Source organism: Streptomyces sp. NPDC002845 (assembly GCF_053591955.1).
Genome location: NZ_JBSFUU010000009.1, coordinates 87,770 through 102,332 on the forward strand (window position 1 = coordinate 87,770; position 14,563 = coordinate 102,332).

The window sequence follows — 14,563 nt, forward strand, 5'->3', positions numbered from 1 at the left end:
AAGGATGCAGATGGAACTCGCCACTCCGCCGCCGGCGGCGCGGCCACCCGTCGCCTGGTACAGCTGGTGGCTCATGCCGCTCGGACTGGGAGCCGGGACGGTCGCCGCCGCGGTCACCGCCACCGGCCAGACCCGGATCGCCGCCGCCGTCGCCGGTACGGTGGCCACGTCGGCGTGCGTCGTCTGCGTACGGCTCCTCGTCCGGGCCCAGCGCCAACTGCGGTGCAGCGCGGGTGAGTTCCGCGCCGCGCAGGCCGAGCACGGGCAGCAGTGGCAGCAGCATGTGGCGGGCCTGGAGCGGACGTTCGCCGCCGAGCGCGCGGCCCAGGAGACGCAACTCGCCGAGCAGCAGCAGACGTACGAGGCACGAATCGCCGAGCAGACCCGGGCCTGGCAGGAGCAGCTCGACCGCCAGCAGGCCGCGGTCGCCCTCCTCGCGGGGCAGCAGCTGCCCGAGGCGCTGAAGCGGCTGCGGGAGGGCGAGTCCATCGACGACATCCTGCCCACCGTCACCCAGTGCGCCGAGGTCGGCCCGGAACTGCGGGCCGAACTGCGCAAGGTGCTGCGGACCTCCCTCATCGCCGTCGAGGAGGAGCTCGACCGGTCCACCGCGGCCGAGCACGCGGTCATCAGCATCGGCAGCCGTATCCACGTACTCACCAGCAAACTCCGCGGCCGACTGCACGAGTTGCAGGGCGAGCACGGCCGACTGCCCGCCGTCGCCCGGGGGTTGATGGAGCTGGACCAGGAGATCGGCCCCGCCGACTGTCTCGCCGCCAGCATCGGCGTACTCGGCGGCTCGGACCGGCCCGGACGGCAGTGGCAGGAGTCGCAGCGGCTGCTGAGCGTGGTGCGCGGCGGCATCGGCCGCATCAAGGACTTCGGCCGCGTCGAGATCCGCCATCTGCCCGAACTCGGCGTCGACGGCGGCCTCGTGGACCACCTCACGCTGATCTTCGCCCATCTGCTGGACAACGCGGCCCGCTACTCGCCGCCCACCGAGCCGGTGGTCGTGTCCGGCAAGGAGGTGCCGAACGGCGTAGGCATCGAGATCCAGGACGCCGGAAAGGGCCTGAGCGAGGAGAAGAAGCGCGAGGCCGAACAGGCACTCGCCGGCACCGCGGCCGGACCGGGCCTCGGCGGCATCTCCGAGGACGCCAGCCTCGGCCTGCGGGTGGTGGGCGCCCTCGCCCGCCGTTACGGCATCCGCGTCACCTTCGCGGACTCGCCCTGGCTCGGCACCTCCGTGGTCGTCGTGGTCCCGCACAAGTACTTCACCCCGCTGCCCGCCACGAATCCCGCCCCGGCCCCGGCCGACCGCCCCGCCGCCCCCGCCCCCGGCGGCCCGGCTGCCGAGACGTCCGCCGCGAGCGACACCGGGACCGACGCCCGGACCGACACCGGGACCGACGCCGAGCCCCTGGACACCACACCCGGCGGCCTGCCCCGGCGCCGCAGCAAGCGGGGCGAGACGGCGAAGCCCACGTCCACCGGCCGGACGACCGAGGGCGCAGCCTCCGCCGTACCGCCGGACACGTCCTTCGCGGGCCTCGCGGCCTTCGCCACGGCCGGGCGCGGGATTCCCGTGGATTCCGTGGCCGGGGCGGCGGTCGAGGAGCGTGCGGCAGGCGAGAGCGCGGCCTCCGCCAAGACCGCGGCCGGACAGGCGACCGGCGAGAGTGAGACCCCCGTGGACACCGCCCCTGGTGAGGCGGCCGACAGCCGCGACAGCGTCGTCGGCAATGAGCCGTACGCCCCGTCCGCCGGACGCGAGTCCACCGAGCAGCACACCGAAGAAAGCGACCAGGCCTCATGACCCAACACGGAACCGACGTGAGCTGGGCGCTCCGCGACCTCGTCGAGAGCATCCAGGAGATCCGCTTCGCCCTCGTCGCCTCCAGTGACGGTAAGGCCATCACGTCCTACGGCGCCGAGGACCCCGACGACGTCGACCGCTTCGCCGCCGTGGTCGCCGGGCTCCAGGCGCTCGCCCAGCCCGTCGCCGAGCAGTTCCCCACATACGCCGGGCAACTGCGCCTGGCGATGATCGAGGTCGACGGCGGCCACCTCTTCGTGGTGCGGGCCGGTGTGGAGACGTATCTCGGAGTCCTCGCCAGGGAGGGCCTCGACCAGGGTCTCCTCGGCCACCAGATGATGGACGTGGCCCGCAGGATGGGCGACCTCCTCGGCACCACAGCGCGCGGGGAGGAGCACTCTGGATGAGTGCTCCCCGCCGGCCCACCGACCCGTCCGGTCTTGAGCGCTACTACGTCCTCACGGGCGGCCGCAGCGGACCGGGCGGTTCGGCGTCGAGCCTCGACGTGGCGACCCTCGTCATCGCCCGCGCCGCCCCCACCCCGGGCATGCAGCACGAGCACGAGGAGATCCTCCGGCGCTGCCGCGATCCGCTGTCGGTGGCCGAACTCGGCGCCCACCTCGGAGTGCCCTTCAACATTCTCGCGGTGCTCCTGGCCGACCTGCTGGACGCGGACCGGATCGAAGCCCGTGACCCCATCCCGGCGTCCGGTGCCGACAGCGGGCCCGACCTGGCGCTCCTTGAGGAGGTACTCAGTGCACTTGAACGGCTTTGACCGGCCCGCGGCCGGTGACGCCCGGTCCGTGAAGATCATGATCGCCGGAGGCTTCGGCACCGGAAAGACCACCCTCGTCCGCTCGGTCAGCGACATCAAGCCGCTCACCACCGAGGCGACCCTGACCCGGGCCAGCGCCGGCGTCGACAACCTCATCGGGGTGGCCGACAAGCAGGAGACCACCGTCAGCCTCGACTTCGGCAAGATCGGCATCAACGACCAACTGGTGCTGTACCTGTTCGGAACCCCGGGCCAGGAACGCTTCTGGTTCCTGTGGAACGGCCTGTTCAAGGGCGCCCTCGGAGCCGTCGTCCTGGTCGACACCCGGCGGCTCGCCTCCAGCTTCCGGGCCATCGAGGAGATGGAGCGGCAGGACGTGCCCTTCGTCATCGCCCTCAACGTCTTCCCCGACTCCAGGGAACACCCCGTAGAGGAGATCCGCGACGCCCTCGACATCTCCCCGGACATCCCGATCGTGGCCTGCGACGCCCGCGATCGCGCCTCCAGCCGCGATGTGCTCGTCGCGCTGATCCGCCACCTCAAAGAGCGTGCTCCTCTCAAGGAACGCTCCGCCGTCGCCCTGGGGCCCCGATGACCGACCGGCCTTCCAACGCCCCGGACGCTCCGCGCTGCCCCGTCGCCCACGGCGGAGCCGACGGCACCACCCGCCTGTACGGCCCCGAGGCGGCCGTCGACCCGCACGGCATCTACGCCCGGCTGCGCAAGGAGCACGGCGCCGTCGCCCCGGTCCTCCTGGAGGGCGACGTGCCCGCCTGGCTGGTGCTCGGCTACCGCGAGGTGCGGCGCGTGCTGGACAACCCCCTTCAGTTCAGCCGGGATTCACGGATCTGGCGGGACTGGAACGAGGGCCGGATCGACGCCGCGTCGCCGCTGATCCCGATGCTGGGCTGGCGCCCCGACTGCGTCTCCCAGGACGGCGAACCGCACCGCAGGCTGCGCGGCGCGGTCACCGACAACCTCCAGGCCGTCGCGGGCCGCGGCATCCGCCGCCATGTCACGCACTTCGCCAACCGGCAGATCGACGCGTTCGCCCCCAGGGGCACCGCCGACCTGGTCGCCGACTTCGCCGAGCACCTGCCGATGCTGGTGCTGACCCGGGTCTTCGGGCTCGCCGCGAGCGAGGGCCGCATGCTCGCGGAGTCCTGCGCCCACGTCATCAAGGGCGGAGCGGACGCCATGGTGCACAACGACCGCATCATGCGCATCCTCGGCGAACTCGCCGAGCGCAAGCGACAGGAGCCCGGCTCCGACTTCACCACCGGGCTGATCGACCACCACGCCGGGCTCGACGAGGACGAGGTCCTGGGCCACCTCCGCCTGGTGCTGATCGCCGCCCACACCACCACCAGCAACCTGCTGGCCCGTGTCCTCCAGCTGGTCCTCACCGACACCTCACGCCTCGCCGGTCTGGTCAGCGGCCAGCTGAACGTCTCCGCGGTCGTCGAGGAGGTCATGTGGAACACCCCGCCGCTGGCCGTTCTGCCCGGTCGGTTCGCCACCGCCGACCTCGAACTCGGCGGCGTGCGCGTCAAGGAGGGCGACCTGCTGGTCCTCGGCCTCGCCGCGGGCAACCTCGACCCGGAGATCCGGCCCGACACCGGCGTCTCCGTCCACGGCAACCAGTCCCACCTCGCCTTCAGCGGGGGCCCGCACGAGTGCCCGGGGCAGTCCATCGGCCAGTCCATCATCGAGGGCGCCGTCGACGCGCTGCTGCACCGCCTGCCGGGACTGCGTCTGACCGTCCCCGCCGAGGAGCTGACCTCGACGGCGTCCACCTGGGAAGCCCGCCTGGACAGTCTGCCGGTCACGTTCGCGTCGTAGACGGTTCGTACGGCGCTCCACCCGGCCGTCGGGAACCAACGGCCGGGCGGAAGGCCGTCTCGTACGGCTCTCGTACGGAGAGGGAACGGCAACGTCCGGCTACACGGCCAGCAGATCGTCCAGCGACCCCTTGCCCGCCAACTCGGCCGTCGCCGCGGGCCCTTCCTTCGCCGCCGCGTACCGCCCCGAGGTCAGCGCCCACTCGTAGTTGCCGTTGATCCAGTGCTGGATGGCCTCCACCCCCATCCGCACCTGGGCCCGCTGCTCGCCGGTCAGCCCCAGCTCCTCGCACATCTCCGGCACCCGCGTTTCGAGGGCGAGGTACTCGTCGAGGCACCGCGTGGTCATCCGGCACGCCTCGTCGAGGGCCTCCTCCCAGGTGCAGCCGCGCTCCCGGTGCAGTACGGCGATGAGGTTGTGGCCGTCGCCCCGGCGCTTCTCCCGCTCGAAGGAGTGGATGTCGTTCATGAACCCGATGGTGTCGGCGGCCAGGTCCCGCATCCGGGCCATCAGCGGATGCGCCTGCACCTGCGCCGGGACCTCGAAGCCGCGGCTGCGCTCGCCCGCGTCGATGCTGTGGTGGATTCCCACCGTGCGCCGCCGGAACGCGGCGTACTCGTCGAGGCTCAGCGTTCCGGCCAGGCCCCGCGCGGCGAGGTCGACCTCTTCGGCGTGCGCGACGAGGAACCGCCCCCAGGAGGCGGCGAACCGGGTGCGCCAGGTCAGCGACATGCCCTCGCAGAGATGCGCCCAGACCTCCGCCCAGGCCACGGTGACCGGGCACACCACCCGGGGTGCCGTGCCCGCCGGGCGCAGGGGAGTGGCTATCAACTCCCGCGCCACCTCCGCTATCCGGTCCGCCCGGTCGGGCCGCGCCGCGTCGAACTGGTCGTCGAAGAGGAAGGCCAGCGAGAACCAGTTCATGAGGACGACCATGTCCTCGGCCGAGGCGTGCGGGTAGGTCCGCGCCGCCGCCTGCGGCAGGTCCCAGGACTGGTACTCCTGGAACCCGGCCTGGCTGCGCACCAGGCCTCTCTCCCACACCCAGCGCAGATGACGGCCCCGCGCGTACTCCACATGCTCACTGACGGGAGTCTCGAAGGGGAGGTCGAACCTGACGTCCTGGGGCATTCGCGTCCTCTCACAGCAGCCAACAGCACTGTCGGAACCGTTGGTTGAAGGCTCAAAATATGCGCTACGAGGCTGCCCAGGCCGTAAACGATCTATGGTGTGACGTGTGTTACTGATGGTGCGGCTTGCTGTCACACAGGAGGGCGCTCGGACGTCATCTCCGTAAGACAACGCCGAAATGCCGTATGACAACTCCGTACGACATCGATCCGCGAGGAGGCTGCCCGCCGATGAATCCGCCCGCACGCACGCCGAAGCAGCGCAAGCAGGACACCCTGCACCGGCTGGAGCATGACGAGGACGCCTGGGTGGCGACGGCCGACGGCGAGGGCGGAACGCCGTACATGGTGCCGCTGTCCTTCCTCTGGGAGGGCGGCACGTTGCTGATGTCCACCCCGGCCGACAGCCCGACCGGCCGCAACCTGCGGGCAACGGGCAAGGCACGCCTGGGTATCGGGCCGACCCGTGACGTGGTGATCGTCGAGGGGACGGTGGAGACGCTCGAACCCGCGGACCTGCCCGAGGGGCTCGGCGACCTCTTCGCCACGAAGACCGGCTTCGACCCCCGCCAACTCACCGATCCCTACCTGTACTTCCGCATCCGGCCGCAGCGCGTCCAGGCCTGGCGGGAGGTCAACGAACTCGCCGGGCGCGACCTCATGCGCGACGGCGAGTGGCTCGTGGCCGACTGATTCCCGGGGACGTGCCCGACGTCGAGGAGACGGTCACCACCGCCGACCGCGTCGAGATCGAGGGGGTCGGCGGAACCCGGATGGCGTTCCGCCGCGACGTCAACGCCACCCCGCCGAACCGGCCGAGCCCCGAGAACTCCTTCCAGGTCCACCTGGACTTCTACGTCGAGGACCTCGACGAGGCCGAGCGCAGGGTCGTCTCCCTCGGCGGCCGTCCCCTGGAGGCCAAGGGGGCGGCCGGCCTGGTCGAGGAGCACGGGTGCCTCCGGGCGGGGTGGAGGCAGTGAACTCGGGGCGAGGCAGGGGAGTTCAGTCGCGACCGCCCTTCCCGGACACCGGCCAGACCCCCGTCGAGCGCTCGATGGCCTTCGCGCCCGTGCGGTCCAGCGCGCTGCGGACGACGGCGAAGATGGCGCCCTGCAGGCCTGCGGCGAGGAGGATCTCGCCCCAGCCGCGGTCCTTGTCCAGGGCGTCCGGGGCGTCGTCCTCGTGGCGCATCGCCTTCCACGCCCTGCGGAACGCCAGGCCCGCGAGGGCTCCGCCCGCCCAGCCGAGCACGAACCCGAAGGGTTGGTAGACGAGGGGGAGTTTCTTCTTCTTGGCCACCTGGAGCCTCCTTCGCGATACGGGTTCAGGGACGCCCTTCGGGCGGTACCGCCTCCGACGGAGGCACAGGTCCCGGAGGCGTCCCGTCGCCGAACGGGCGGCCGCCGAGCTGCTCGCGGTGGTGGGGCGTCAGCCAGCCGGACAGATCGGGCCCGAGGGGCACGATGCCGGTCGGGTTGATGCCCGAGTGCACCTGGTAGTAGTGCCGCTTGATGTGGTCGAAGTCGACGGTGTCACCGAAACCGGGCGTCTGGAAGAGGTCGCGCGCATACGCCCACAGCACCCGGTCCTCCGCCGGCTTCCAGCGGTTGCACTTGAAGTGGCCGTGGTAGACGGGGTCGAAGCGCACGAGCGTGGTGAACATGCGGACGTCGGCCTCGGTGATCGTGTCGCCGACCAGGTACCGCCGGTCCGCGAGCCGCCGCGACAGCAGATCGAGCCGCACGAACACCCCGGTGCAGGCCTCCTCGTACTCCTTCTGCCGCGTGGCGAAACCCGCCCGGTACACACCGCTGTTGACGTCCTCGTAGACCTCCGCCATCACCACGTCGATCTCGCCACGCAGCTCCGCCGGGTACAGATCGGGCGTGCCCTCCCGGTGCAGGGCCGTCCACTCGGTGGCGAGGTCGAGCGTGAGTTGCTGGTAGTCGTTGGTGACCAGCGTCGCAGATGAGCTGAGGTTTCCTCGGCGATCCTGGGTTTGTCCGGATTCCGGGGAAGCAGCCGTGGTGCGTGGCAGGGTGTGGACGCCTGCCGTTGGGCTGCGGTCGTGTCGCTGGTTGCGGCACGGTGCTCATCGTGTGCGGTACCTGCCGCCTGTGGCGCCGCCGGCTGCGGCGATTCGGTGCCTGGGGTATCCGCCCCGCCGGACGCTTTCCGCCCGGTGTGGACCCGGGCGGGGCGGGGACCCCGCGTCGCTTTCCTGGGCACGGGGCGGATTCTCGGTGAACCAGAACCACTCCGGTCCCTCGATGCCGTCCACGCTACGGCAGCCAACGCCCCGCACCACAACCGCCAGAGGGCACGTCCACCCGAAAGTGTTACAAGAGGCTAATCTGCCCCCTTGCGTGCGCCGACATGTTGCCTACCAGCATCCAGGCCATGTCAGGCACTGCGAATGACCCTCCCTGCTGCGCGCCCCGCACCAGGTCCGCGGGCGGAGCGGCCGGGCAGACGCACGGGCGGACCGCAGGAGCTCCGGGGCAAGGGGTGCGCGAGAAAGCCCCGCCGCGACGGGGGAGCGCGGCGGGGCCTGATGCACGGGTGCCCGGTCGAGGGCGGATCATGCGTCGTGAATCGAAGGAATTTCTTCTCCGGCCTCCCGATCAGCTTCCGTCCGTCGGCTCCAGCACGAAGACGGGGATCTCCCGGTCGGTCTTCCTCTGGTAGTCGGCGTACGGCGGATACGCGGCGACCGCGCGCTCCCACCACTCGGCCTTCTCGTCACCGGTGACCTCACGGGCTGTCATGTCCTGCTTCACGGGCCCGTCCTGAAGCTCGACGTGCGGGTCGGACGTGACGTTGAAGTACCAGACGGGGTGCTTGGGCGCGCCGCCCAGAGAAGCCACGGCGGCATACCGGCCCTCGTGCTCCACGCGCATCAGCGGGGTCTTGCGGATCTTGCCGCTCTTGGCGCCGCGGGTCGTGAGGACGATGACGGGCATGCCCGTGTCCATCAACGTCGTACCCTCGGTGCCGCCCGAGCTCTCGTACAATTCGACCTGGTCACGCACCCATTTCGTGGGGCTCGGCTCGTACTCGCCCTCAAGAGGCATGAATCCATCCCATCGTCGCGTATGGATGACGTACCACGGTTCAACACGAGCATCGCGCGGATTCATCCTCGCCGGACATCCCTCAGTGGGCGCCCGCCGCCTCGAACTCCGTACCGCACGGACCGGCACCCTGGCTCTCCGGGAGCGGGACGGGATCGCCGCTCATCGTCAGCGTGCGGTAGAAGCCGCCGATGCGCTCGGTGGAGCGGCCGACGTAGTGACCGATGAAGGACCGGCGGAAGCGGCCGGCGGTGCGGTTGGGCTGGGAGCCGTGTACGAGGCTGCCGTTGAAGAACAGCACGTCACCCGGCGCCATGTCGACGGGCACGGGCGACAGTCCGGGCGGCGGCGGCACGTACTCGCGTACGAACGACAGCTTCTCGTCCGCCTCCTCCGGGCAGAACAGGTCCATGCGGTGCGTGCCCGGCACGACCTCCAGGCCGCCGTTCTCCCGGTCGATCACATCGCAGGCGATCCAGGCGGCCACGCAGGTGCCCGGTTCCACGCGCAGATAGAAGTTGTCCTGGTGCAGCGCCTGGCCGCGGGCGCCCGGCGGCTTGAAATAGAACATGCTCTGGGCGGCCAGGACCTCCTCGCCGAGCAGGGTTTCGAGGATGCCCCGAAGGCGGGGGTCGAGCAGGACGCGCATCGACAGATCGCTGATGCGGTGCGGGTGCATCACCCGCGGGTAGGAGTGCAGGGGATCGGAGGCGTCCGCCGTACGGGGTTCGAAATGCCCGGGAACGGGGCCGCCCGCGTGCAGCACGGCGAACTCCGCGCACAGCTCGTCGATCTCGGCGCCGGAGAACAGTCCGCGCCGCACCAGGTAGCCGTTCTCCTCGAACTCCGCCCTGCCTGACACTGTCATACGCCCGGTCCCTTCTCGCCGCTGTCCACTGTGCCTCACGCTAGGTGGGAGCGCCTTTCAGGAGGATGCCGGTGCGTGCTGACACCCTGCCCGCGACTGCTGCCCCGTCCCCGCCACCCGGACTGGTGACCGTCGGGTACTTCGACCAGGGGCCGGGGTACGCCGTCGACCGGCCGCGTGGATCGGACAGCTGGCTGTTCACATGGACCACGGCCGGCGGCGGACTGCTGTGTCAGGGGGCGGCTCAGGCGGCGGCGGGTGCGGGCGATCTCGTCGTTCTCGGGCCGGGGGTGTCGCACCGGTACGGGGTCCGTCCGGGTGTGGACCGCTGGGCGTTCTGGTGGGTGCACTGCCAGGCCCGGGCGTCCTGGACCGGCCGGCTCCACCCGTACGGGACCGGCGACCGGCTCTACGCCGTCACGGCGTACAGCCCCGACGGAGTCCACCAGCGGGTCGCGGCCGCGTTCCGCCGGATGCTCGCCGACGCCCGCTGGACCGGGGAGGGCGCCCCTCCGCCCGAGACCGGGCCCGCGGTCGGCGAGGTCGCGGTCGCGCACGGCACCGCGGCCCGGGAACTGGTCCTCTGCTCACTGGAGGAGGTCGTACTGCTGACCGCCGCCCGTGGGGAGCCCGACCGGTCCGGGGCCGACCCGCGCATCCGCCGGGCCGAGGGGCTGATCATCGCTGACCCGGCCGGCCCGCACACCGTGCGCTCCCTCGCCGAGAGCGTCTCCCTCTCCCCGTCCCGGTTCGCCCACCTCTTCACCGAGCAGCTCGGCCGTTCCCCGATGCGCGCCCTGCTCGACGCCCGGCTGCTGCACGCGGCCCGCCTCCTCGAAGCGACCGATCTGCCGGTGGAACGCGTGGCCGTCGCCTCGGGCTTCACCAGCCCGTTCCACTTCAGCCGGGTGTTCCGGCAGCGGTACGGGGTGCCGCCGGGCGCGTATCGGCAGGGCCTGCGCGAGCCCTGACCGCCCGGCCCGGGCGGGCATGGTGCAAGGACCCCTCAGTCCTCCGCGAGCGTCAGCTCCGCCCAGATCGTCTTGCCGTGCCCGGTGTGGCGGCTGCCCCAGCGCTGGGTCAGCTGGGCCACGAGGAGCAGTCCGCGGCCCCCCTCGTCGAACGTCTTCGCCCGGCGCAGATGCGGGGCCGTGCCGCTGCTGTCGGAGACCTCGCAGATCAGCGTGGCCTCGTCGTGGATCAGCCGGAGCTGGATCGGGGCCGCGCCGTGCCGTATGGCGTTGGTGACCAGCTCGCTCACCACCAGTTCCACGGTGAACGCCGCCTCGCTGAGTCCCCACACGTCGAGTTGCTCCAGGACGTAACTCCGGGTCCGGGCGACGAACGCGGGGTCGGCCGGAATCGGCCAGGTCGCCACCTGCGAGGCCTTGAGCCCGCGTGTCCGGGCCAGCAGCAGGGCCACGTCGTCGGGCGCGCCGCCCGCCGGGAGGAGGGACCGGATAACGGACTCGCAGGCCTCGTCGAGCGAGCCCCGGCAGCGGGAGAGCGCCCGGCGCAGCAGTTCGTGCCCGGCGTCGATGTCCCGGTCACGGCTCTCGATCAGACCGTCGGTGTAGAGGGCGAGCACGGCCCCCTCGGGCAGTTCGAGTTCGGTGGACTCGAAGGGCAGCCCGCCCAGGCCCAGCGGCGGCCCCGCCGGCACGTGCACCTTGAGGGGCTGCCCGTCCGGCGCGAGCACGACCGGCGGCGGATGCCCGGCGCGGGCGAAGCTGCACCGGCGGGTGATCGGGTCGTACACCGCGTAGAGGCAGGTGGCCCCCATCTCGTCGGTGACGCTCTCGTCGCCGGCCTCCGCGGACAGCCGTACGACCAGGTCGTCGACGCGGGTGAGCAACTCGTCCGGCGCGAGATCGACGTCCGCGAGGGTGCGTACGGCGGTCCGCAGCCGACCCATGGTGGCCGCCGCCCGCACACCGTGGCCGATGACATCACCGACGACCATGGCGACCCGCATCCCGGAAAGCGGGATCACGTCGAACCAGTCGCCGCCCACCCCGGCCTGCGCCGCCGGCAGATAGCGCGAGGCCGCCTCCAGCGCGGGCATGTGGGGGAGGGTCTGGGGGAGCAGGCTGCGCTGCAGGGCGAGGGCGGTCTCGCGTTCGCGGGAGAAACGGCGGGCGTTGTCGATGCACACGGCGGCACGGGCCGTCACCTCCTCGGCCAGCAGCTCGTCGTCCGGCGTGAACGGGTCCTGCTTGGTGAAGCGGGTCAGGACGGCGACCCCGAGGGTCGTGCCGCGGGCCCGGATCGGCACCGACATGGTGGCGTGGACGCCGAGTTCCTTGACCCGGGCACCGCGCACCGGGTCCCAGGCCAGCCACTCGGCGAGCGTGGTGGCGGGGTCGGTCGACACGACGGTCTTCCCGGCCATCAGCGCGGCGGCCTGCGGCGAGGTCGAGGGGTAGACGTCCACTCCGCCCGGCTCGACCACGGCCTCGGGGTCGCCCGGGTTCACCGACCGGTGGGCGGCGCGGCGCAGGGTGAGCGGGGCGCTCAGCGGGCCCTCGGGCGGTTCCTCGCCGTGCTCGGGCGGCTGCAGGAGGTCGACGCTCACGAAGTCGGCAAGGGTGGGCACGCACACGTCGGCCAGCTCCTGGGCCGTGCGTACGACGTCGAGGGTGGTGCCGATGCGGACGCTCGCCTCGTTGACGAGTTGCAGCCGCTGCCGGGCCTGGTACTGCTCGGTGATGTCGTGGCCGGTGACGCAGACGCCGATGGTCCGCCCGTCGGCATCGCTCAGCGGGGCGATCCGCGCGGACCAGGCGTGCGCGCTGTCCTCGTCGGCGGCCCGCAGAAATGTCTGCACATCCTTGCGCAGCCCGGTGGTGAGCACCTCGTCCAGCTGCGCCTCCAGCCTCTCGCCCTGCCGACCGCCCACTATCTCGGACATGTGCATGCCGCGGAGCTTCTCCTCCGGGATCCCCACGGCGTCGGCCATCACGTCGTTGATCCCGCGCAGCCGCAGGTGCTCGTCGAACACGGCCGTCGCACACGGCGACTGGGCCATCACCGCCGACGCGAGCGGATCGTCCCGCACCAGCGGGCCGGGGTCCTCCAGCGGGCAGAGCACCAGCCAGCCGCCGCCCTCTCGTTCCTTCGGCCGCAGGTGATGGGCGAGCAGCCACAGGTTGAGGGTGTGGCCGTCCCGGTGGCGCAGCCGGATGGTCCCGCTCCAGGTGAGGCTGCCCGGCGTGGGCGGCCGGAGCGCACCGCCGCCGGGGGCCAGCAGGTGGGTGGCGGGCCTGCCGACGAGGTCTGCCTCGGCCCAGCCGAGTAGCCGTCTCGCGCCGTCGCTCCACTCGACGACCGCGCCGTCGACGTCGACGACCACCCGTGCGGTGGCGTCACTCGCGGTGACTTTGAGGCTGCTCATCGTCGCCAGTTTCCATTCGGTGTGTCGAACAGGGATACGGCCGAAAACCAGCGTATGCGCTCCGCTTGGGGGCTGGGGGGTGTCTGTGGGTTGTGTGTGGTTGCTCGCGCCCACGCGGCGGAGCCGCATATGTCACAGCCCCGCGCCCCTGAGTTGGCTGGTGCTGGTGTTGCCGGGTATGCGGAAGCGGCGTGTTGGCGCCCTTGACGCCTGTGTGTGTTGTTGCGTCAGAATTCGTTTGATCACGAGTAGTTGTGATCGCTTGTGAGTCCTTGTGCTATCGAAACGTTCATCCACACGTTCGACGAAGGGGCAACCATGACGGTCACACGCAGGTCGTTACTCATGGCGGGCGCCGCCGCGCCGATGGCCGGGGTGCTCGCGGTCGACGCCGTAGCTTTCGAGAGCTACGGCGTACGACGGACCATTGCCCTCCGCGACGGCTGGCGCTTCGCTCTCGTCAACCCGGGCGGGATCACGGACCCGAGCGGTGAGTACGCCGACGCGGCGAGCCCCGGATACGACGACTCGGCCTGGCGGCAGGTGGCCGTACCGCACGACTGGAGCATCGAGCACAAGCCCACCACCGAGCACGGCACGACCAGCGGTACGGGATTCCTGCACGGCGGGCTCGGGTGGTACCGGATCGCCCTCACGCTGCCGCCCGCCCTCGCCGGGAAGCGGATCTCGGTCGAGTTCGACGGCGTCTACATGGACTCGTACGTCTACTGCAACGGCACCGAGGCCGGACGGCACCCCTACGGGTACACGGGATTCGCCTTCGACCTCACCGAGCTGGTGCACACCGACGGAACCACCCCGAACGTCATCGCGGTCAAGGTGCAGAACCGGCTCCCCAGCAGCCGCTGGTACTCGGGCAGCGGCATCTACCGCGAGGCCCGGCTGGTGGTCACCGATCCGGTGCACGTGCGACGGTGGGGGACGTACGTGACGACCGAGGAGCTGGGTGCGGAACGCGCGGTCGTCCGGGCCCGGACCACTGTCGTGAACGAGTCGGGCACCGCGAGACAGGTGACCGTCAGCAGCAGAGTCGTCGACCCCGGCGGGCGCACGGTCGCGCGGACGGAGTCCGATGTCACGGCCGGAGCCGACTCCGTGACCGCCACGCACGAACTCGCCTTCGACGAGCCGGAGTTGTGGGACACCGACACCCCGCGGCGCTACACCCTGGAGACCGAACTCCGCGTCGAAGGCCGCACAACCGATACGTACACCACCCCCTTCGGACTGCGCGACTTCACCGCCGACGCCGACAACGGACTGACCCTGAACGGCCGTTACGTCAAACTCCGTGGCGTCAACCTCCACCACGACCTCGGCGCGCTCGGCGCGGCCGTGAGCGTGGATGTCCACCGCGGGCCTCGCCATGGCGGACCGGCTGATCGCCGGAGTGAAGGACCTCGACGACACACGCCCGATCGTGATCGGTTCCCACCGGCACCGCAGCCTGCCCGCCTCCGCCGAGGTCGAGGTCTGGGACGGCCGCCGGTATGTGCCGGTCGAGGACGCGGCCGTCGACTGGGCCACCGGCTCGGACGCGCCGACCGTCATCACCTTCGCCCCGGTACGCGGCTCCCGGCTGCGGCTGAATCTGACCAGCAGGTACCCGGGCGAGGCCCAAGGGGCGGGGCGGATCAGCAAGT

At 71.3% G+C, this 14,563-nt stretch carries 12 protein-coding genes and 3 pseudogenes; 9 read left to right on the forward strand and 6 right to left on the reverse strand.

The window, feature by feature from the left end:
- The first annotated feature begins 10 nt into the window (after nucleotides 1-10).
- From ACWD3C_RS08835 to ACWD3C_RS08855, 5 genes are read left to right on the forward strand one after another with little or no spacing between them, the layout of a single operon-like run.
- Nucleotides 11-1,816 (forward strand): ATP-binding protein, encoded by a 1,806-nt coding sequence (locus tag ACWD3C_RS08835; protein WP_451141605.1) that lies wholly within the window; start codon nucleotides 11-13, stop codon nucleotides 1,814-1,816.
- Nucleotides 1,813-2,223, forward strand: coding sequence for a roadblock/LC7 domain-containing protein (locus ACWD3C_RS08840; RefSeq protein ID WP_451141607.1), 411 nt, complete (start codon nucleotides 1,813-1,815; stop codon nucleotides 2,221-2,223). The genes ACWD3C_RS08835 and ACWD3C_RS08840 overlap by 4 nt, the downstream gene beginning before the upstream one ends.
- A complete protein-coding gene (locus ACWD3C_RS08845; protein ID WP_451141609.1) occupies nucleotides 2,220-2,591 on the forward strand; it encodes a DUF742 domain-containing protein in 372 nt (123 codons plus the stop codon). Before ACWD3C_RS08840 ends, ACWD3C_RS08845 begins: the two co-directional genes overlap by 4 nt.
- Entirely contained in the window at nucleotides 2,572-3,186 is a 615-nt protein-coding gene (locus ACWD3C_RS08850) for a GTP-binding protein (RefSeq protein WP_451141611.1), read from the forward strand. Before ACWD3C_RS08845 ends, ACWD3C_RS08850 begins: the two co-directional genes overlap by 20 nt.
- A complete protein-coding gene (locus ACWD3C_RS08855; protein ID WP_451141613.1) occupies nucleotides 3,183-4,433 on the forward strand; it encodes a cytochrome P450 in 1,251 nt (416 codons plus the stop codon). Before ACWD3C_RS08850 ends, ACWD3C_RS08855 begins: the two co-directional genes overlap by 4 nt.
- A 99-nt stretch (nucleotides 4,434-4,532) precedes the next feature.
- Here ACWD3C_RS08855 and ACWD3C_RS08860 read toward each other — a convergent pair whose 3' ends face one another.
- Entirely contained in the window at nucleotides 4,533-5,564 is a 1,032-nt protein-coding gene (locus tag ACWD3C_RS08860) for a 7-epi-alpha-eudesmol synthase (protein WP_451141615.1), read from the reverse strand.
- 230 nt (nucleotides 5,565-5,794) lie between these two features.
- Between ACWD3C_RS08860 and ACWD3C_RS08865 the strand changes: the two genes are divergently transcribed.
- Nucleotides 5,795-6,256, forward strand: coding sequence for a pyridoxamine 5'-phosphate oxidase family protein (locus ACWD3C_RS08865; RefSeq protein ID WP_451141617.1), 462 nt, complete (start codon nucleotides 5,795-5,797; stop codon nucleotides 6,254-6,256).
- Nucleotides 6,238-6,516: pseudogene (locus tag ACWD3C_RS08870) on the forward strand (VOC family protein); the annotation flags it as partial. The gene ACWD3C_RS08865 and the pseudogene ACWD3C_RS08870, both read left to right, overlap by 19 nt.
- Nucleotides 6,517-6,565: 49 nt before the next feature.
- Here ACWD3C_RS08870 and ACWD3C_RS08875 read toward each other — a convergent pair.
- The 4 genes and pseudogenes from ACWD3C_RS08875 to ACWD3C_RS08890 all read right to left on the reverse strand — a co-directional run bounded on the left by ACWD3C_RS08875 (nucleotide 6,566) and on the right by ACWD3C_RS08890 (nucleotide 9,505).
- Nucleotides 6,566-6,862 carry a DUF4235 domain-containing protein gene (locus tag ACWD3C_RS08875; RefSeq protein WP_451141619.1) on the reverse strand — a complete coding sequence of 99 codons (297 nt, stop codon included), beginning with the start codon at nucleotides 6,860-6,862 and terminating at the stop codon, nucleotides 6,566-6,568.
- A gap of 25 nt (nucleotides 6,863-6,887) precedes the next feature.
- Nucleotides 6,888-7,532, reverse strand: a pseudogene (locus tag ACWD3C_RS08880) (glutathione S-transferase C-terminal domain-containing protein); the annotation flags it as partial.
- A gap of 655 nt (nucleotides 7,533-8,187) precedes the next feature.
- Nucleotides 8,188-8,637 (reverse strand): nitroreductase family deazaflavin-dependent oxidoreductase, encoded by a 450-nt coding sequence (locus ACWD3C_RS08885; RefSeq protein WP_451141621.1) that lies wholly within the window; start codon nucleotides 8,635-8,637, stop codon nucleotides 8,188-8,190.
- A gap of 82 nt (nucleotides 8,638-8,719) precedes the next feature.
- On the reverse strand, nucleotides 8,720-9,505 hold the full coding sequence (locus tag ACWD3C_RS08890) for a phytanoyl-CoA dioxygenase family protein (protein ID WP_451141623.1): 786 nt from the start codon (nucleotides 9,503-9,505) through the stop codon (nucleotides 8,720-8,722).
- A 65-nt stretch (nucleotides 9,506-9,570) separates the two neighbouring features.
- On the opposite strand from ACWD3C_RS08890, the gene ACWD3C_RS08895 reads away from it, so the two are divergent.
- Entirely contained in the window at nucleotides 9,571-10,476 is a 906-nt protein-coding gene (locus ACWD3C_RS08895; protein ID WP_451141625.1) for a helix-turn-helix domain-containing protein, read from the forward strand.
- Between the two features lie 35 nt (nucleotides 10,477-10,511).
- Here the strand turns inward: ACWD3C_RS08895 and ACWD3C_RS08900 are convergent, their stop codons facing one another.
- Nucleotides 10,512-12,899 (reverse strand): SpoIIE family protein phosphatase, encoded by a 2,388-nt coding sequence (locus ACWD3C_RS08900; protein ID WP_451141627.1) that lies wholly within the window; start codon nucleotides 12,897-12,899, stop codon nucleotides 10,512-10,514.
- A gap of 318 nt (nucleotides 12,900-13,217) precedes the next feature.
- Between ACWD3C_RS08900 and ACWD3C_RS08905 the strand changes: the two are divergent.
- A pseudogene (locus ACWD3C_RS08905) lies at nucleotides 13,218-14,276 on the forward strand (sugar-binding domain-containing protein); the annotation flags it as partial.
- Between the last annotated feature and the right edge of the window lie 287 nt (nucleotides 14,277-14,563).